Source organism: Sphingobium sp. RSMS (assembly GCF_005406185.4).
Classification (GTDB): Bacteria; Pseudomonadota; Alphaproteobacteria; order Sphingomonadales; family Sphingomonadaceae; genus Sphingobium; species Sphingobium fuliginis.
On sequence record NZ_CM191257.1, the window covers coordinates 2,301,358 to 2,320,246 of the forward strand.

The 18,889-nt window shown below is 68.1% G+C and carries 15 protein-coding genes; 5 read left to right on the forward strand and 10 right to left on the reverse strand.

From position 1 onward, the window contains the following. The first annotated feature begins 1 nt into the window (after position 1). Together EGM87_RS11080 and mobA are read left to right on the forward strand one after the other, a co-directional pair. Positions 2-985 carry a threonine ammonia-lyase gene (locus EGM87_RS11080; RefSeq protein ID WP_044660165.1) on the forward strand — a complete coding sequence of 328 codons (984 nt, stop codon included), beginning with the start codon at positions 2-4 and terminating at the stop codon, positions 983-985. Then, a complete protein-coding gene (gene mobA / locus EGM87_RS11085) occupies positions 985-1,536 on the forward strand; it encodes a molybdenum cofactor guanylyltransferase (protein WP_082718793.1) in 552 nt (183 codons plus the stop codon). The genes EGM87_RS11080 and mobA overlap by 1 nt, the downstream gene beginning before the upstream one ends. On the opposite strand, the gene cobA is transcribed toward mobA, so the two are convergent. The 7 genes from cobA to EGM87_RS11120 form a co-directional block, all read right to left on the reverse strand. Next, a complete protein-coding gene (gene cobA, locus EGM87_RS11090; protein ID WP_044660167.1) occupies positions 1,527-2,309 on the reverse strand; it encodes a uroporphyrinogen-III C-methyltransferase in 783 nt (260 codons plus the stop codon). The two genes, mobA and cobA, sit on opposite strands and share 10 nt — an antisense overlap. After that, positions 2,296-4,917 carry a nitrate reductase gene (locus EGM87_RS11095; protein WP_044660168.1) on the reverse strand — a complete coding sequence of 874 codons (2,622 nt, stop codon included), beginning with the start codon at positions 4,915-4,917 and terminating at the stop codon, positions 2,296-2,298. The genes cobA and EGM87_RS11095 overlap by 14 nt, the downstream gene beginning before the upstream one ends. 80 nt (positions 4,918-4,997) lie before the next feature. After that, complete coding sequence (gene nirD / locus EGM87_RS11100) at positions 4,998-5,333, reverse strand: nitrite reductase small subunit NirD (protein WP_044662769.1); 336 nt, start codon at positions 5,331-5,333, stop codon at positions 4,998-5,000. A gap of 5 nt (positions 5,334-5,338) precedes the next feature. Further along, a complete protein-coding gene (gene nirB, locus EGM87_RS11105; protein WP_044662770.1) occupies positions 5,339-7,870 on the reverse strand; it encodes a nitrite reductase large subunit NirB in 2,532 nt (843 codons plus the stop codon). 297 nt (positions 7,871-8,167) lie between these two features. Beyond that, on the reverse strand, positions 8,168-9,424 hold the full coding sequence (locus EGM87_RS11110) for a nitrate/nitrite transporter (protein ID WP_025547037.1): 1,257 nt from the start codon (positions 9,422-9,424) through the stop codon (positions 8,168-8,170). 226 nt (positions 9,425-9,650) lie between these two features. Beyond that, positions 9,651-10,853, reverse strand: a complete 1,203-nt coding sequence (locus EGM87_RS11115) for an ABC transporter substrate-binding protein (protein WP_044660169.1) — start codon at positions 10,851-10,853, stop codon at positions 9,651-9,653. Further along, positions 10,853-11,431: an ANTAR domain-containing response regulator gene (locus tag EGM87_RS11120; RefSeq protein WP_025547041.1), complete on the reverse strand. Its 579-nt coding sequence runs from the start codon at positions 11,429-11,431 to the stop codon at positions 10,853-10,855. The genes EGM87_RS11115 and EGM87_RS11120 overlap by 1 nt, the downstream gene beginning before the upstream one ends. Before the next feature lie 187 nt (positions 11,432-11,618). Between EGM87_RS11120 and EGM87_RS11125 the strand changes: the two genes are divergently transcribed. Then, entirely contained in the window at positions 11,619-13,196 is a 1,578-nt protein-coding gene (locus tag EGM87_RS11125; RefSeq protein WP_044660170.1) for an ABC-F family ATP-binding cassette domain-containing protein, read from the forward strand. Positions 13,197-13,205: 9 nt separating this feature from the next. Here EGM87_RS11125 and EGM87_RS11130 read toward each other — a convergent pair whose 3' ends face one another. From EGM87_RS11130 to EGM87_RS11140, 3 genes are read right to left on the reverse strand one after another with little or no spacing between them, the layout of a single operon-like run. Then, the gene (locus tag EGM87_RS11130; RefSeq protein WP_025547043.1) at positions 13,206-14,735 is read right to left on the reverse strand and encodes a DHA2 family efflux MFS transporter permease subunit; all 1,530 of its coding nucleotides are present in this window, start codon (positions 14,733-14,735) and stop codon (positions 13,206-13,208) included. An 11-nt stretch (positions 14,736-14,746) separates the two neighbouring features. Then, entirely contained in the window at positions 14,747-15,910 is a 1,164-nt protein-coding gene (locus EGM87_RS11135; RefSeq protein ID WP_044660171.1) for an EmrA/EmrK family multidrug efflux transporter periplasmic adaptor subunit, read from the reverse strand. Further along, the gene (locus EGM87_RS11140) at positions 15,903-17,447 is read right to left on the reverse strand and encodes an efflux transporter outer membrane subunit (RefSeq protein WP_044660172.1); all 1,545 of its coding nucleotides are present in this window, start codon (positions 17,445-17,447) and stop codon (positions 15,903-15,905) included. The genes EGM87_RS11135 and EGM87_RS11140 overlap by 8 nt, the downstream gene beginning before the upstream one ends. Positions 17,448-17,534: 87 nt before the next feature. Here EGM87_RS11140 and EGM87_RS11145 point away from each other — a divergent pair, with 87 nt between their 5' ends. Beyond that, entirely contained in the window at positions 17,535-18,176 is a 642-nt protein-coding gene (locus tag EGM87_RS11145; protein ID WP_025547049.1) for a TetR/AcrR family transcriptional regulator, read from the forward strand. Between the two features lie 53 nt (positions 18,177-18,229). Continuing rightward, complete coding sequence (locus tag EGM87_RS11150; RefSeq protein ID WP_044660173.1) at positions 18,230-18,853, forward strand: response regulator transcription factor; 624 nt, start codon at positions 18,230-18,232, stop codon at positions 18,851-18,853. The last annotated feature ends 36 nt before the right edge of the window (positions 18,854-18,889 follow it).

The window sequence follows — 18,889 nt, forward strand, 5'->3', positions numbered from 1 at the left end:
CATGCCGTTCGCCATCAGCCCCGCCGATGTCGAGGATGCGGCGCGGGTCATCGCCCCTGCCGCCATCCGCACGCCGCTGCTGGAAAATGCGGCGCTCAACGCCCGCTGCGGCCGGCGCGTGCTGGTGAAGTTCGAAGGCGCGCAGCACAGCGGATCGTTCAAGTTCCGCGGCGCCTACAACCGGCTGGCCCGCCTGGACGCGGCGGAGCGGAAGGCGGGGGTCGTCGCCTGGTCTTCGGGCAATCATGCGCAGGGCGTTGCCCTTGCGGCGCGGTTGCTGGGCATGGCGGCGACGATCGTGATGCCGGCCGACGCGCCCGCGATCAAGACGGCGAATACGCGGGCGCTGGGCGCCGATGTCGTGCCCTATGACCGCTTCACCCAAAGCCGGGAGGAAATCGCCACGAGGCTGGCGAACGAACGGGGCGCGGTGCTGGTGCCGTCCTTCGACGATCCCTTCATCATGGCCGGCCAGGGGACGATCGGGCTGGAGATCATGGAACAGGCCGCCGAAGCAGGGGCGGAGATCGGCCAGATCCTCGTCAATTGCGGCGGCGGCGGCATGGTGTCTGGAATTGCGACCGCCGTGAAGGCGCGCCAGCCCGGCGTCGCGATCCTGGCGGTGGAGCCGGAAGCGTTCGACGATACGGCGCGCTCGCTGGCGAGCGGCGTGCGGGAAAGCGTGTCGGCCGATGCGCGGTCGATCTGCGACGCCCTGCTGTCTCCCGCGCCGGGGGCGCTGACCTTTCCCATCAACCGGGCCTATCTGGCGGGCGGCCTTGCGGTGAGCGACGATCAGGTGCGCGACGCGATGCGCTTTGCCTTTTCGGCGCTCAAGCTGGTGGTGGAGCCGGGCGGGGCCGCGTCGCTGGCGGCGATGCTGGCCGGGCTGGCTCCGGATGCCGAGGGGGCGAGCGTCGTGGTGATCTCCGGCAGCAATGTCGATCCCGACAGCTATGCCCGGATCATCGCGGGCGGCGCATGATGCGGCTGATGGGGGCGGTTCTGGCCGGCGGGCGGTCCAGCCGGTTCGGCAGCGACAAGGCGCGGGCGATGCTGGATGGGCGCAGCCTGCTGGAGCATGCGGTGGCGGCGCTGGGGCGGCAGGTCGAAACCGTGGCGGTCTGCGGCCGGCAGGTGGAGGGGATGATCGGGCTGGCGGATCGGCCGGCTGCGGACATGGGGCCGCTGGGGGGCCTGAACGCGGCGCTGCATCATGCGCGGGCGCAGGGTTATGACGCGGTGCTGACGACCGGATGCGACGTGCCCGCCTATCCGGACGGGCTGGCGGAGGCGTTGATCGGACAGGGAGCCGCCATCCTCAAGGGGCAGCAGCTGATCGGCTTCTGGCCTGCTTCGCTGGCTGGCGAGCTGGACGCGCATCTGGCGGAGGAGAATAACCGGTCGATCCGTGGCTGGCTGGAGCGGGTGGGCGCGCGGATCGTGGAGCGGCCGGAGTTCGTGCTGCCCAACATCAACCGGCCGGAGGATCTGGAGAGACTCACCCGGCCGGGTCGAGACGGTCGTCAGGCGTGAAGGCCAACATGCGCGGCGAGGTCGGCAGGCGCATGCGTCCCGGCCACCGCCTCCCCGATCAGCAGCAGCGTCGGGTCGTCGTCGCTGATCGTCTGCACCAGAAAGGCGAGCGCCGACAGCTTGCCGCGGATCAGGCGTTCATTGGGCAGGGAGACGTTGACCGCCACCATCACCGGCGTTTCGGGATCGCGTCCGGCGGCGATCAGGCAGCGGCCGATCTCGCCCGCCGCCGCGCGGCCCATATAGATGCCGAGCGTGCCGCCCGGACGGGCCAGCGCTTCCCAGTCGAGCCGCAGCGGCTCGCCCGCCTTGAGATGCGCCGTCACCAGCGTCAATCCCCGCGCCACCCCGCGCAGCGTGAGCGAGGCATGCCCGCTCGCCGCCGCCGCGCTGGCCGTGGTGACGCCGGGGCAGATGCGCACGGCAACGCCCGCCTCCGCCAGATGGGCGATCTCCTCCGCCGAGCGGCCGAAGACCGAGGGGTCGCCGCCCTTGAGGCGGACGACGCGGCGGTCCGCCCTGGCGGCCGCGAGCAGCAGGTCGTTGATGCTGCCCTGCGCCTTCGAATGGCGGCCCGAACGCTTGCCGACGCTGACCCGCTCGACGTCTGGGGGGATGAGGTCGATCACGCCTGGCCCGACCAGCGCGTCGTGGAAGACGACATCCGCCGCCGCGATCAGCCTTTCGGCCTTGCGGGTGAGCAGGTCCGGATCGCCCGGCCCCGCGCCGACCAGCCAGACCTGTCCGGGGGCGATAAGATCATTCGGCTGCATGAAGCGTCTCCTGCATGTTTTGGGCAAGGATATTGGCGAGCGCGGGCCGGCACGATCCGCAATTGGTGCCCGCGCCCAGCGCCCTGCCGATGGCGGGCACATCGACCAGTTGCCGGTCGCGGATCGCGGCGACGATCTGGTTGAGGCCGATGTCGAAGCAGACGCAGACGGTCGCGCCCTTGTCTCCAGCGGCGCCCGGTTCCCGCGCCGCGAGGACGGAGCCGCCCACCCCCTCTGCCTGCAACTGGCCGATCAGCCAGTCGCGCGAGGGCAGCAGGCCGCTGCGCGTCACGAACAGCACGCCGTTCAGCCTGCCTTCGCCGATGGTCGCGATGCGGCGGGTGCCGCGCGATGCGTCCATCGCCTCGACGCGGTCGCCCTTCGGAAGAAAGGCGTCGAGGCGGGCGGGGTCGCCATTGCCGGCGATTTCGTAGAGCGCGCCGCCCGGCACGGCGATGCGGGTGGACCAGAGGCAGGGCAGCTTCACCGGCTGCCCGATCCCTTCCCGATCGCGCAGGATGAGGAAACCGCTCCACTCGGTCGCGACCTTCCCGATGCTGGCCGGGGTGGATTTGAAGCCGGGCTGGCCCGAATGGGGATCGACCAGCGGACGCGGGAGCAGGCCGGTGCGCCCGCCGCTGGACGTCTGGTCCGTCCAGTGGATCGGGGTGAAGATTTCGCCGCGCCGCTGGCCTTCGTTCAGGCTGACGCGGAAGATGCTGTTGCCCTGCGCCGTCTCGACGCGAGCAAGGTCGCGGTCGGCAATCCCCAGCGCCGCCGCGTCCCGCGGGTGGATTTCCACCAGCGGCTCTTCGCGATGGCGGGCGAGTTTCGGGGACAGGCCGGTGCGGCTCATCGTGTGCCACTGGTCGCGATAACGGCCGGTGTTGAGCGTCATCGGCCACTGTTTCAGCGGCTCCTGCATGTCCATCTGCTTCGTCAGGACCAGCCGCGCCCGGCCGTCCGGCGTCGGGAAGCGGCCGTCGGCAAAGGGCGTGCCGCCCCAGCGGAACGGCTCCATGGCGTCATAGGCATCATTGCCGATGGCGGCCCAGGCGCGCAGGTTCAGCACCCGCTGCCCGTCATTGCCATAAGCGGTGAGCCGCGCATGTTCGCGCCAGATGTCGGCGGGCCGATCATAGGCGAAGGCATTGCGCCACCCCATGCGGCGGGCGACCTCCTTGACGATCCACCAGTCCGGCTTCGCCTCTCCGGGCAGCGGCAGGAAGGGGCGCTGGCGGCTGATCGTGCGGTCCGAATTGGTGACGGTGCCGTCCTTTTCCCCCCAGCCGGCGGCGGGCAGGCGGACATGGGCATGCGCGCCCGTATCGGTGTCGGCCATGATGTCCGACATGACGACGAAGGGACAGGCGGCCAGCGCGTCCCTGACCCGGTTCGCGTCGGGCATGGAGACGGCCGGGTTGGTCGCCATGACCCAGAGCGCCTTGATCCGGCCCTCATCGACGGCGCGGAACAGGTCGACGGCCTTCAGGCCCGCTTTGGTGGCCATTTTCGGCGCGGCCCAGAAGCGGCCCACCCGCGCCACATTGTCCGGCGCGAAGTCCATATGCGCGGCGAGCGTCGAGGCGAGGCCGCCGACTTCCCGCCCGCCCATGGCGTTGGGCTGGCCGGTGATCGAGAAGGGCGCCGCGCCCGGCTTGCCGATGCGGCCGGTGGCGAGGTGGACGTTGATGATCGCGTTCACCTGATCGGTGCCGCGGATCGACTGGTTGATGCCCTGGCTGAACAGCGTCACCGTGCGCGGCGTGGCGGCGAACAGCGTGTAGAACTGCTCCAGCAGCGCGGGCGCGACGTCGCAGGTCTTCGCGGTCGTCCAGAGATCGTGCCCGGTGCGGATATGTTCCCAGAAACCCTCGGGCGCGCTGACATGATCGGCGAGGAAGGCCGGATCGGTGAGCCCCTGCTGCGCTATCCAGGCCAGCAGGCCGTTCATCAGGGCAACGTCGGTGCCGGGCTTCACCGGCAGATGCAGATCGGCCCCTTCGCAGGTTTCGGTGCGGCGCGGGTCGATGACGACCAGTTTCGTGCCGCGCGCGGCGCGGGCCGCCTGGATGCGCTGATAGACGATGGGGTGGCACCAGGCGGTGTTGGAACCCACCAGCACGATCAGGTCCGCCTCCTCCAGATCGTCATAGCTGGCGGGCACGACATCCTCGCCAAAGGCGCGATTGTGCCCGGCGACCGCGCTCGACATGCAGAGGCGGCTGTTGGTGTCGATGTTGGAGGAGCCGATGAAGCCCTTCATCAGCTTGTTGGCGACATAATAGTCCTCCGTCATGAGCTGACCGGAGACGTAGAAGGCCACGCTGTCCGGGCCATGACGATCGATGGTTTCGCGAAAGCGCCGGGCGACAAGGTCCAGCGCCTTGTCCCAGCCTGCCCGCCTGTTGCCGATCATCGGGTGCAGCAGGCGGCCGGTCAGCCCTGTCGTCTCGCCCAGATGCGTGCCCTTGGAGCAGAGGCGGCCGGCATTGGCGGGGTGAGTCTCGTCGCCCCTGATCGTGACCGAGCGGGGGCCGGTCGGCGTCGCGGAGATGCCGCAGCCGACGCCGCAATAGGCGCAGGTGGTGCGGATGGCGCGCTCCATTCACCCCTCCCCTTCGGGTTCGCCTGTGGAGGCTGCCCCGGCCCCTCCCCTGAAGGGAAGGGAATTTTTGCTGTTCCGATTCACGCCGCCGCCCTCGCCTGCTCCGGCGGTGCGATCAGGATGCGGTCTCCTTCCATCCGCACCGCTATGGTCGGGGTGCAGCCCTTATCCCCGCCCTGCGCCTCGCCCGTTCTGAGCGCGATGGTCCAGTTGTGCAGCGGGCAGGCGACGCTGTGGCCATGGACGATGCCCTGACTGAGCGGGCCTTTTTTGTGCGGGCATTCATTGACCAGCGCGAAGACATGGTCGTCGCCGGTGCGGAACACCGCGATTTCCTTCTCCCCTGCGATCTGCAGGGTACGGGCGCCGCGCTGGGGAATGTCGGCCAGCGTTCCGATGTCGATCCAGTCGGTCATGTCGTTCACTCCGCAGCGATGGCGCCAAAGGGCATTGGGGGTTCGAGGGGCTGGTGCAGTTCGCTGTCCGCACCGGCTGCGCGCTGCGCCCAGGGATCATCCTGAGAGAAGCTCTGCGAATAGAGGAAGCGGCTGCGGAGCGCCTCGCGGCCTGCTTCGTCCTCGACGATCCGGCTCTTCACATAGTCGACGCCGACCCGCTCTATCCACGGCGCGGTGCGCTCCAGATAGCGGGCTTCCTCGCGGTAGAGCTGGATGAAGGCGGCGCAATGATCGAGCGCCTCCTGCTCGGTCGCGACCTTGCAGAGCAGGTCGGTGGCGCGGACATGGATGCCGCCATTGCCGCCGACATGCAGTTCATAGCCCGAGTCGACGCAGACCACGCCGAAATCCTTGATCGTTGCTTCGGCGCAGTTGCGGGGGCAGCCCGACGCCGCGATCTTGAACTTGTGGGGCATCCACGATCCCCAGGTCATCCGCTCGATCCTGACCCCCAAGCCCGTGGAATCCTGCGTGCCGAAGCGGCACCATTCGGACCCGACGCAGGTCTTCACCGTGCGCAGCGACTTGCCATAGGCATGGCCCGACACCATGCCGGCGGCGTTGAGATCGGCCCAGACGGCGGGCAGGTCTTCCTTCCTGATGCCGAAGATGTCGAGCCGCTGGCCGCCCGTCACCTTCACCATCGGGGCGTTGTACTTCTCGACCACGTCGGCGATGGCGCGCAGTTCCCTGGGGCTGGTGAGGCCGCCCCACATGCGCGGCACGACCGAATAGGTGCCGTCCTTCTGGATGTTGGCGTGCATCCGTTCGTTGACGAAGCGGCTCTGCTGGTCGTCCCGATATTCGCCGGGCAGCGCGCAGAGCAGATAATAGTTCAGCGCGGGGCGGCAGGAGGAGCAGCCGTCCGGCGTCGACCAGTGCAGCAGTTGCATGACTTCCGGGATGGAGCGCATATTCTGCGCCACGATTTCCCGCCGGACATCGTCATGGGTGAAGCTGGTGCATTTGCACAGGGTCTTCGGGCCGGACTGGACCTCATCGCCCAGCACGACGCTCAGCAGATTTTCGACAAGGCCCGTGCAGGAGCCGCAGCTTGCCGACGCCTTGCAGGTGGCGCGCACCGCGTCGAGGCTGCACGCGCCCTTTTCGATGCAGGCGACCACCTGGCCCTTGGCTACGCCGTTGCAGCCGCAGATCTCGGCATCGTCCGAGAGCGCCGCAACGGCCGCCTTAGGGTCCAGCGCGCCCCCTCCCGAGGCGCCAAGGGCGGCATAAGCCTGACCGAAGATCAGCAGGTCGCGAATGCCGCTGACATCCTCCTCGCGCTTCAGCAGGTCGAAATACCAGCCGCCATCGACCGTGTCGCCATAGAGCACCGCGCCGACGATCCTGTCGTTCCTGACGACGACGCGCTTGTAGATCCCGCGCGAGGCGTCGCGCAGGACGATGTCCTCGCACCCCTCTCCGCCCGAAAAGTCGCCGGCGGAGAAGACGTCCAGGCCCGCTACCTTGAGCTTGGTGGAGGTGACGGAACCCTTGTAGCCGCTATGCCGGTCGGTCAGGCCGTCAGCGAGGCTGCGGCACATCTCCCACAGCGGCGCGACGAGGCCGTAGACATTGCCGTCATGCTCGACGCATTCGCCGACAGCGAGAATATCGGGGTCGCTGGTGACCATATGGTCGTCGACCCTGATGCCGCGATCGACCTCCAGCCCGGCTTCGCGGGCAAGAGCGGTCGAGGGACGGATGCCCACAGCCATCACCACCAGACTGGCGGGGATTTCGCGGCCGTCCTTCAGCCGGACGCCCTCGACCTTGCCGTCGCCATAGATAGATTCGGTGTTGGCGCCGGTCAGGATGGTCTGGCCCCGGCCCTCCAGAGCCGACTTCAGCAGCCAGCCCGCCGCTTCGTCGAGCTGCCGCTCCATCAGCGTGTCCATGAGGTGGATGACGGTCACCTTCATGCCGCGCAGGGTCAGGCCATGTGCGGCTTCGAGGCCGAGCAGGCCGCCGCCGATCACCACCGCGTCGCCGCCCTTTCCGGCGGCCTCCAGCATGGCGTCGACATCCTTCATGTCGCGGAAGCTGATGACGCCGGGCAGGTCCTTCCCCGGAACCGGGATGATGAAGGGGTCCGACCCGGTGGCGATGAGCAGCTTGTCATAGCCGACGGTGCGACCCGATTGGCTCGTGACGGTCTTTCCGGCGCGGTCTATCGCCGTCACCGGATCGCCCGCGATCAGTTCGATATTGTTGTCGCTGTACCAGTCGCGGCTGTTGATGATGATGTCGTCGAAGCTCTTTTCCCCGGCCAGAACCGGCGAGAGCATGATGCGGTTGTAATTTACATGGGGTTCCGCGCCGAAGATGGTGACGCGGTAACGGTCCCTGTCCCGCGCCAGCAGTTCCTCGACCGCGCGGCAGCCGGCCATGCCGTTGCCCACCACCACCATATGTTCGCGAACATCGTCCGAAGGCATGAAGAGCGCCTCTTCACTGGCCGTTTCCGGTCCGGCGTTGTTCTGAAAATCCATCCTTCGACTCCAGAAAAGAAAAAGGCCGCCATCCGGACCCCCGGTCCTGAAACCGGAAGTCTGGATGGCGGCCTTGCCATCATAAGCGCCTTGATCGTCCGTCTGTGGACCACCGCGGCTATGGAAGAAGGACAACCCTGTCCCTTGCATTGCAGCATATGCTCTTGACGATTCGGGTCAAGCGATTCCTCGCAGCACGATGTATTTTTGTTGCGGCGCCCCTGCACTTTGCCGCAGGCGCGAAAAGGGCGGCGGCCTGTCGTGGGCCGCCGCCTCCCTCTCCTTGCCGTAAGCCGATCAGATGCGCGCCGCGCCGGTCCAGGTCGCGCGCCAGCGGGCGCGGACCAGCGTGATGCCGAGGAAGGCGGCCAGCGCAAGGCCCGCGAAGATCAGGAAGCCGGGCGCGAAGCTGCCGGTGAACTGCCTGGCGATGCCCAGCGACGAGGCGAGATAGAAGCCGCCAATGCCGCCCGCCATGCCGACCAGCCCGGTCATGACGCCGATTTCCGCCTGAAAGCGCTGCGGCACGAGCTGGAAGACCGCGCCGTTGCCGACGCCCAGCGCCAGCATCGCGGCGACGAAGAAGCCCAGGGCGGAGAGCAGCGTCGGCGCATAGGCGACGCCCGCCAGAGCCAGCGCGGCAGCGATATAGACCATCATCAGCGCCTTGACGCCGCCGATCCGGTCGGCCAGCGCGCCGCCCATCGGGCGCACCAGCGACCCGGCGAAGACGCAGCCGGCGGTGCAATAGCCCGCGACCACCGGGGTAAGGCCAAATTGATCGGTGAAGTAGATCGGCAGCGAGGCGGCCAGTCCCACGAAACCGCCGAAGGTCACCGAGTAGAAGCCCATCAGCCACCAGGCGTCGGCGCTTTTCAGCGGATGGAAATAATCGACCAGCCGCTTGGGCGCGGGCGCATCGGGCGCGTTGCGGGCCATGACCATATAGAGGATGAAGACGATGGTCAGCGGAATGCAGGCAAGGCCCAGCACCGCGTTCCAGCCGAACAGCCTGGCCAGCATCGGCGCGAACAGCGACGCCAGCACCGTGCCGGAATTGCCCATGCCGGCAAGGCCCATCGCCTTGCCCTGATGTTCGGCGGGATACCAGCGGCTGGCGAGCGGCAGCGCGATCGCGAAGCTGGCCCCGGCAAAGCCCAGGATCACGCCCAGCGCCAGCGTGCCGCCGAAGCTGTCGACGCCGAGAAGCCATGCCGTGAAGAGGCCGAGGATGACGATCGCCTGACTGATCGCCCCCGCCTGCTTGCAGCCGATCCGATCGACCAGCAGGCCGTTGACGACCCGCAGCACGGCGCCCGCCAAAGTCGGGACGGCGACCATCAGCCCCTTTTCGGCCGGCGTCAGGCCCAGGCTTTTGGAGATGGAGGGCGCCAGCGGCCCCAGCAGCACCCACACCATGAAGGCAAGGTCGAAATAGAGGAAAGCGGCGATGAGCGTGGGCGTGTGCCCGGCCTTCCAGAAACTGGTCTGGCCGGCTTCTCCTTCAACCCCCGGAGCCTGGTCCTCCGGACGCTCCCAATATGCAGTTGCCATGATGACGTCCCTCGAATCTTGTGAAATGGGCACGAAAAAAGCCGCTTCCGGACCTCGCTCCTGCGAAATCCGGCCAGCGGCTTTGCTGTATGATCGGAGGGAGAACGCGATCCCGACCTTGGGAAGGGCTCATCCCGGAAAACGCGCCTCGTCGCGCGACTCTCATCTTATCTCGCGATTCGATCCATGTTGCAAGGCACAAATTGGCGAGCGCGAGGGTGGGTTTTCAGAAGCTGGCGAGGAAATCCTCGATCCGCTCCGGATCGAATATCCGGCCGTCGAAGAAACGGTCCGGCCCCAGCGTCAGTTCGCCCCGTTTCGATCCCACCGCGAGCGGAGAGGCCACCGCCCCTTCCACCTTCATGCTGGCGCCCGGCATCGCGACGTCGCTGTCCGCCAGCGCCCGGCGGAAGATGTCCGGCCGGAACACCGACGCGGCCCGGGCGGCATTGTCCGCGCTATGGTCCACCATCTTCCAGCGGACGAGCTGCGAATAGATCCACAGCGCCTGGCTGCGCCACGGAAAGGGCGTCGCCTCCCGCGAGAAGAGCATGAAATCGGGCATGGAGAGCGGCGCCATGTCGATGCGGGGCACGATCCTGCCCGACAGCGCGCGCAGGATCACCTCCGCAGGCTGGTCCACATATTGGGGGCGCGAGAGAAGATGCGCCAGCGCCTCCTGATTTTCCGGGTCGTCGCACCAGCCCGCCGCCCGCACCAGCGCCCGCAGCAGCCGGTCGACGCTGTCGGGATTCTCCTCCAGCCAGGGCGTGCGGAAAGCCAGCACCTTCTCCACCCCGCGCCGCCAGATGCGCTCGCCAATGGCCACGGCTTCGGCCAGCCCGGCATCCACGGCCGCGCTGCCCCAGGGTTCGCCCGCGATGAAGCCGTCAATCTCCCCCGCCCCGATCGCCTCCACCGTCAGCGAGGGGGGAAGCACGCGCAGGATGACGTCGCGATCCGGATCAACCCCCGCGCTCGCCAGCCAGTAGCGCAGCATGACGGAATGGCTGGAAAAGCGATGGACGACGCCGATCACCGGCTTGCGCTTCCAGAGGCCGATGGCCGCCGCGAAATCATGCGCGGTGCCCAGCGGATCGTCCAGCCGCGCCGCTATGTCCGGGTCGAGCGCCTGCGCGAACGCGCTCGCCATCACCAGCATGTTGCCGTTGACGTTGAGCTTGTAGGGGGCGGCAAGCGGCGCGGCCTGCTGGCTCAACCCCAGGGTCACGGCGACGGCGAGCGGCGCCAGCATATGGGCGGCCTGCACCTGGCCGAACACCAGCCGGTCGCGCAACGTCGCCCAGCTTGTCGTGCGGACGAGGTCGAGATGCAGCCCCTCCTCCTCCGCGAAGCCCCTTTCCCGCGCCACCGCCAATACGGCGGCGTCGGTCAGCGGCAGGAAGGCGATGCGCAGTTCGGTCGTCATCACATCCCTCCCAACAGGTCGCTGGCGGTGATGAGGGCCTGGGCGACGTCCACGATCTTCTTTCCCTGATTCATCGCGCTCGACCGCAGCAGCGCATAGGCGTCCGGCTCCGAAAGGCCGCGCTGGCTCATCAGGATGGACTTGGCGCGATCGACGATCCTGCGGTCGGACAGCGCGGTGCGCGCCTCGTCCAGTTCGGACTGCAATTTCGCGAAGGCGTTGAAGCGACGCACCGCCAGTTCCAGCACCGGCTTCACCCTCTCCTTCCGCAGCCCGTCGACGACATAGGCGGATACGCCCGCGTCGATGGCCGCGCCGATCATCGCCTCGTCGGACTGGTCGACGAACATGGCGATGGGACGGGCGAGCGCCCGGCTGACCGTCAGCATCTCCTCCAGCGTATCGCGGCTGGGGCTGCCCAGGTCCATCAGCACGACGTCCGGGGCCATGCGTTCCAGCCGCGCGACGAATCCGCCGCGCGGGGGGACGATATGAATATCGTCATAGCCCGCCTCGCGCAGCCCTTCCTCCAGAACCGTCGCGCGCAGGCCGCTGTCGTCGATGATGACGATTCGCATGAGACCCCAAGCCTTTTTCGCCACTCAGTGGCCGCGATGTTGCGCCGCGTCAATCGGGCGCGACCGACGACAATTGCCAAGGATGGCGCGCCGCTGTATGCCCGGTCCCGTTTCCCGGAGGATGACGTCATGGACAACTATCTGATCGCAAAGCCCAATCGCTCTGCCCTCAGGAAAGTCGCCGTCCATGCCCTCCATCGTCATTTCCCAGCTCGGCTGGTCCGCGCCTGACGGCACGGCCGTCCTTTCCGGGCTCGATTTTCGTTTCACCGCCGAACGACTCGGCCTTGTCGGACGCAATGGCGTCGGCAAGTCGACCTTGCTCGCCCTGATCGCCGGGCAACGCGCGCCCGCCAGCGGCACGATCCGCATCGACGGCGGCATCGCGACGCTGCGCCAGACCGTTCAGGTCGACCCGGAGGAACGCATTGCCGACCTGTTCGGCGCGCGGGAGGCGCTGGCCCTGCTCGGCAAGGCGGAGCGGGGCGAGGTCGATATGGCGGAGCTGGAGGCCTGCGACTGGACGCTGCCCGGCCGGATCGAGGAAGCGCTGGCCTCCGTCGGGCTGGCGGCCGATCCCGACACGCCATTGCTGGCCTTGTCCGGCGGCCAGCGCAGCCGCGCCGCGCTGGCCGGAGCGGCCTTTGCCCGGCCCGACTTCCTGTTGCTGGACGAGCCGACCAACAATCTGGATGCCGAGGGGCGCGCTGCCCTGTCCGACCTGCTTTCGCGATGGAAGGCCGGCGCGATCGTCGTCAGCCACGACCGCGCGCTGCTGGAGCAGATGGAGGCGATTGCGGAACTGACGAGCCTTGGCATCCAGCGCTATGGCGGCAACTGGACCGCCTATCGCGAGCGCAAGGCGGTCGAACTCGCCGCGGCGGGCCAGCAACTGGAACAGGCCGAACGGCGCATGACGGACATCGCCCGCCGGACGCAGATCGCAGCCGAGCGCAAGCAGCGCCGGGACGCCGCCGGAGCGCGCAAGGGTGCGAAGGGCGACATGCCGCGCATCCTGATCGGCATGCGGAAGAACCGGGCGGAGGGGTCCGGCGGCGATGCCGCGCGATTGGCCGACCGCCTGCGCCGGGAGGCGGAGGAGGCGGCGCAGGCGGCGCGCAGCCGGATCGAGATCGTCGAAAGCCTGACCGTCGCCCTGCCCTCGACCGGATTGCAGGCGGACCGGCAGATCGTGCGGATCGACAGGGTGTCGGCGGGCTATCGCGCCGATGCGCCGGTGCTGCGCGACTTCAGCCTGCGGATCGACGGGCCGGAGCGGATTGCCGTCACCGGGCCCAATGGCGCGGGCAAATCGACGCTGCTGAAGCTGATCGCCGGTCTGATCCCGCCGCTGTCCGGCACGGTGCAGCTATCGGTCGATTGCGCGCTGCTGGACCAGAGCGTCGGCCTGCTCGACCCGCGGGCCAGCATTGCCGCCAATTTCGCCCGGCTGCACCCCCGCGCCACCGAAAATGCCGTGCGCGCGGCATTGGCGCGGTTCCGGTTCCGCGCCGATCTGGCGCTGCAGAGGGTGGGGACGCTCAGCGGCGGGCAGTTGTTGCGCGCCGGGCTCGCCTGCGTGCTTGGCGGCGACACATTGCCGCCGCTGCTGATGCTGGACGAGCCGACCAATCATCTCGATCTCGATTCCGTCGCGGCCATCGAGCAGGGGCTTGCCGCCTTCGACGGCGCGTTGATCGTGATCAGCCATGACGCCGCCTTTCTGGAAGCGGTCGGCATCGGCCGGGAGGTCAGCCTGGAATAGGCGCGCCGGTCAGTGCGCCGCCGAACGATCGACATTGCCGGTGGGGCGGGGAGCAAGCCACACCACGGCGGCGGCCAGGAACAGCACCAGCGCGGCGATGAAGAAGACATGGTTCATCGACACCACCTGCGACTGGGCGTCGACCAGATTGCCCACCGTCTGCCGCGCCTGTTCCTGCGTGAAGCCGCGGCTGGCCAGGTCGGCCATGGTCGCGTCGCCATGCAGCGTCCCGACCACCTCATTGCGCCACACCCGCTGCCCGTTCCCCCAGCCGGTCAGCACGATCGACGTGGAAATGGCGATGGCCAGCGTGCGCAGGAAATTCTGCATGCCCGCCGCAGAGGCGGTTTCCTCCGGCCGGACCGACCCCAGGGTCAGCGTCGTCAGCGGGATCATGAACAGGGGCATGCCGAAACCCTGGGCCAGTTGCGGAAGGGAGATCGTCCAGAAATCCGCATCGGTGGTCCAGTGCGCCCGCCAAAGCGTCATCAGCCCGATCCAGGCGACGCCGGTCGAAATCATCAGGCGCACGTCGACCTTGCTCACCAGCCGCCCGACAATGGGCGCCACGAGCATGGCGGTCATCGCCGTGAACGCCGTCGCCAGCCCCGCCCAGGCGGCGGTATAGCCCATCGAAATCTGCAGCCATTGCGGGATGACGACGATACCCGCGAAATAGGCGCCGAAGCAGAGCGCGAGCGTGAACACCCCGGAGGTGAAGCCGATATGGCGGAACACGCGCAGGTCGACGATGGGATGTTCCTCGGTCAGTTCCCAGATCAGGAAGACGCAGAAGCCGATGGCCGCCAGCACCGCCAGCGCGACGATCAGCGGATCGCCGAACCAGTCATGGTCGCGCCCGATGTCCAGCATGATCTGAAGGCAGCCGATCCAGAAGATGAGCAGCGCAAGGCCGATATAGTCGATGGGCAGCTTCATCCGATCCGTCTCCACCGGGGGCAGCAGCACCATGGCGGCAAAGACGCACAGGGCCGCGATGGGCAGGTTGATGAAGAAGATCCAGTGCCAGCTCCAGTTGTCGCTGATATAGCCGCCGACGATGGGACCGAGCGCGGGGCCAAGCAGCGTCGTCATCGCCCACAGCCCCATGACGCGCCCGCGCTGTTCCGGCGGGAAGATGCGCATCAGCAGGGTCTGCGACATCGGCATCAGCGGCCCGCCGCACAGGCCCTGGCCGATGCGGCAGACGACGATCATGCCCAGCGTCATGGACAGGCCGCACAGCAGGGAGAACAGGCCGAAGCCCAGCATGCCGAAGGTGAACAGCCGCACGGCGCCGAAGCGCTGCGCCAGCCAGCCGGTCAGCGGCACGCAGATCGCCTCCGCCACGGCGTAGCTGGTGATGATCCAGGTGCCCTGATCGGCGGAAATGCCCAGATTGCCCGCGATATGCGGCACCGAGACATTGGCGATGGTAAGGTCGAGCACGACCATGAAATTGCTGAGCGCCAGCGTCAGCCCCGCCAGCAGGCGATGACGGGGCGACAGGAGCGTGAAGGTTTCGGCCGGGCGGCTCACCACGGGCCTCCCTATTCGCCCGAAAGGTCGATTTCGGCTTCCATGGAAAGCCCGATGCGCAGGGGATGTTCGGCCAGTTCCCTGGGATCGAGCGCGATGCGCACGGGCAGGCGCTGCACCACCTTGATCCAGTTGCCGGTGGCGTTCTGCGCCGGGATCAGCGCCATCGACGCGCCGGTGCCGCCGGCGAAGCCGATCACCCTGCCATGATAGACGACGTCGCCGCCATAAAGGTCCGAAGTGACCGTGGCGGGCATGCCGACCTTCACCCGGCCGAGCTGGCGTTCCTTGAAATTGGCGTCGACATAGACCTGGGCGAGCGGCACGATGCTCATGATCGGGCTGCCCTGCGCGACGCGCTGGCCGACCTGCACCGACCGCCGGGTCACGACGCCGTCGATCGGGGCGCGGATGATGGAGCGGTCAAGGTCGAGCCGGGCATTGTCCAGCTTCGCCTTCGCGGCCAGCACGGCGGGATCGGTGTCGACGGTCGACCCGCGCACCAGCGCGTCATTGGCGGCAAGCTGGCCGCTGGCCGCGCCGCGTGTAGCCTCGGCCGTCGCCACCCCGGCCTTCGCCAGGTCGAGCGCCGCCTGCGCCGCGGCATAGGCCTTGCGCGCGCTGGTCAGTTCCTCGCCCGAGACGGCGCCGTTGGGGGCCAGCGCCTCCCGCCGACGGAGGTCGATGCGCGCCTTGTCGAAATCGGCCTGCGCCGTCGCGAGCTGGGCCCGCGCCTGGTTGATGTCGGCGCCGCGCGCCTCCACCTGCGCCGCCAGCGAGCCGCTGGTCGCGAGGGTCTGGCGGAAGCGGCGGCGGGCTTCGGCAAGGTCGGCCTCCGCCTGCGCCACGGCGATGCGGGCGTTGGTGGGGTCGAGCTTCACCAATATGTCGCCGCGCTTGACCGCCTGGGTATCCGTCACCAGCACTTCGACCGCCTGGGCGGAAATGAGCGGCGTCACCTGCGCCACTTCCGCATTCACATAGGCATTGTCGGTGCTGACATGGTTGCGGCCGACCAGCAGGTACCAGAGGGCATAGGCCGCGCCGACGACCAATATGACCAGCGCCAGCCGCACGAGCCATTTCCTGCGGGTTTCCATGCGCCGGGCGGCGGCATCGGCCGCATCGTCGGCCTTGCTCGCTTCGGACGTGAATTCGGGCTTGGCGTCAGCCATGGGGCGTATCCTTGGGCAACTGGAGCGGGTTCTGCGCATCGCTGGCGGCAAAGCCGCCGCCCAGCGCGCGGACGAGGGCGATGTCGAGCGTGAAGGCGCTGGCCTCCAGCTCCGCGACGGTCTGGCGGGCGGCCAGAAGCTGGTCCTCCACGTTCAGCACGTCGAGATAGGTGTTGAGCCCGCCTTCATAGCGCTGGCGGGCGATGTCATAGGCTTCCTCCGACGCGATCAGCGCCGCGCGGGCATCGGTCAGCCGCTGGTCCAGCGTCCGCCGTCCGGTCACGGCGTCGGCCACCTGCTGATAGGCGCCGAGGACGGTCCGGTCATAGCTGGCCACCGCCTCTTCATAGGCGGCGCGGACGCCGCGATACTGGCCGCTGAGCGCGCCGCCATGGAAGATCGGCAGGCTGACCGCCGGCCCCGCATTGCCGAACAGCGAATCCTTCTTGAACAGCGTGTCCGCGAAGGAGCTCGATCCGCCGGAGAAGGCGCCGTTCTGGAGCACGGTCTGATAGCCGAGCGATTGCACGCCGATCAGCGCGCTCAGGCGAATGGCCGGAAAGAAGTCGGCCCGCGCCACCTTGATCCGCTTGGCCGCCGCTTCGGTCCGGGCGAGCGCCGCGGCGACATCGGGGCGGCGGGCGACCAGATTGGTGGTGACGTCCGCCGGCAGGCCGAGCGGACCGGGGCTGCCGAGCCGGGGCCTTGCAATGGCGAGACCCCGGTCGGGTCCGGCGCCGATCAATGCGGCGATCTGATGCTGGCGGACCGCAATCGCCTGGTCGGCGGCGGCGAGCTGCGCCTTGGCGGAGAATAGGGTGGCGTCGGCCTGCCGCTCGCTGCCGCGCGTTTCCAGCCCGTTGGCGCGGCGGTCCGCCACCAGCTTCTGGCTGGCGGTGCGGATTTCCAGCGCGCGGGCCTGAATGTCACGCTCGTCATAGAGCCGGGCGAGATCGGCATAGGCATCGGCCACGCCGGCCGCCAGCGCCAGCCGGGCCTGCCGCGCATCGATCTCCGCCGCGCGGGCTTCCGAAGTCGCCGCCGCCAGCGCCGCCCGGTTCCTGCCCCACAGATCGAGGTCGAAGCCGAAATCCAGCGCCACCCGGCCGGTACCCAGCCAGCCCTTGGGAACGAATTCCTTGGGCATCCCCATATTATAGCTGGATTTGGTGACGCCGCTGCTGGCGTCCAGATCGACCGAAGGCAGCAACGGCGCGCCCGCCTGCTGCGCGGCGGCATTGGCCTGGGCGAAGCGGGCGGCGGCGGCGCTGACGTCCGGCGAACCCTTCAGCCCTTCCTCGATCAGCGCGTCCAGTTGCGGATCGCCATAGCCCTTCCACCAGCCTTCGGACGGCCATTGCGCGGAACCGTCGGCCTGAAGGCTGCGATCCGCCGCGATGCTGGCGGGCGCGCGCACGACCGGCTGGGGGCCAAGGTCGGGCACCGCCGCACAGGCGGACAGCAGGGCCACGCCCCCGGCAAGAAGCCCGGCGCGAGCGGAAGGGGGAAAGGGATTTGGAAGGCGACTCACGGGCATAAAACCGTACCAAATAGTATGAAATGAGCCTTTGCGCCTGATGCGAATCCTTGTCAACCAAAATAGCGTACTATATGGTACGATTTCATGACGGAGCCCATTCCCCCGATCAGCCGCCGCGAAGCGCGGCGCCGCGACCGGCGCAAGACCATATTGAAGGTCGCGTCGCGTTCCTTCATGGAAAAGGGCTATGCCGCGACGACCATGTCGGGGATCGCCGCGGCGCTGGGCGGATCGAAGGGCACCCTGTGGAGCTATTTCCCGTCCAAGGAAGAGCTGTTCGCCGCCGTTCTGGACGACGCGACCACCGCTTATCGATCGCGCCTCGCTGAAATCCTCGATCCCGACGGCGACCTTGCAGGCACGTTGCGGACCCTGGGCGTCAACCTGCTGACGAAGATCACATCGCCCGAAAGCGTCGCGCTATACAGGCTGGTGGCGTCGGAAGCGGGCCGCTTTCCCGAAATGGGGGCGATCTTCTACCAACATGCACCGGGCAATACCCGGCGATTGGTGGCCGAATTCCTGGAAAGGGCGATGGATCGCGGGCTTTTGCGCCGGGCAGACCCCGAACTGGCGGCGCGCACCTTCACGATGCTGATGCTTACGGGCTGTCACCAGTCGCTGGTCTGGGGACAGATCGAGCGGGCGACGGCAGAGCAGATCGAGGCCGATGTCGACAATGGGCTGGACTGTTTCCTGCGCGCCTATGCGCCGGAGCCGCGTTAACCATTTCTTTGCCCGCCGATCCTATGCTGCGCGGTGGCAAGAGGTGGGACGTCATGCAATTCTGGAAACGCGACAGCATCAGCAGGCCGCAACAGGCGCAGGGTCCGGACGGCGGACACGCGCCCCGGCGATTGCGCCTTCTGCTGGTCGATGAAGACGCCACGTCCCGCGCCGTCGTGGCCCGGCGGCTGTCGCATCTGGGCTATGACGTCGCGCTGGCGGAAAGCGGCTTCACCGCGATCAACATGCTGGTCACGCGGCCGGTGGACATCATCCTGATCGACATGGGACTGGCGCTGCTGCCCGGCCTGACGACGATGCGGAAGATCCGCGCGGCGGGACTGGCCGAAAATGCCTGTTTCGTCATGATCGGCGGGCGGAACGACAGGGTGTCCGCGGTCGACGCGCTGGATGCGGGGGCCGACGACCATGTGGTGAAGCCCTTCGATTTCGACCTGCTGGATGCGCGGCTTCGCCATTTGTGCGCAAGGGCGGAGCAGGTCGGTGCGCTGGCGCGGCATAATGCGGAACTGGACGCGCGGATCGCCCGCCGCGCGCTGGAACTGGGCGAAACGCGCGATGCGCTGGCGGAGATGCAGGCGGACCGGGCGCGGCTGGTGTCATCGATCCAGGCGCTGCATGACGAGATCGCCCGGCTCAACGCGGCGCGGAACTAGGGCCTGAGGCTGTCATCCCGGCGCAGGCCGGAATGA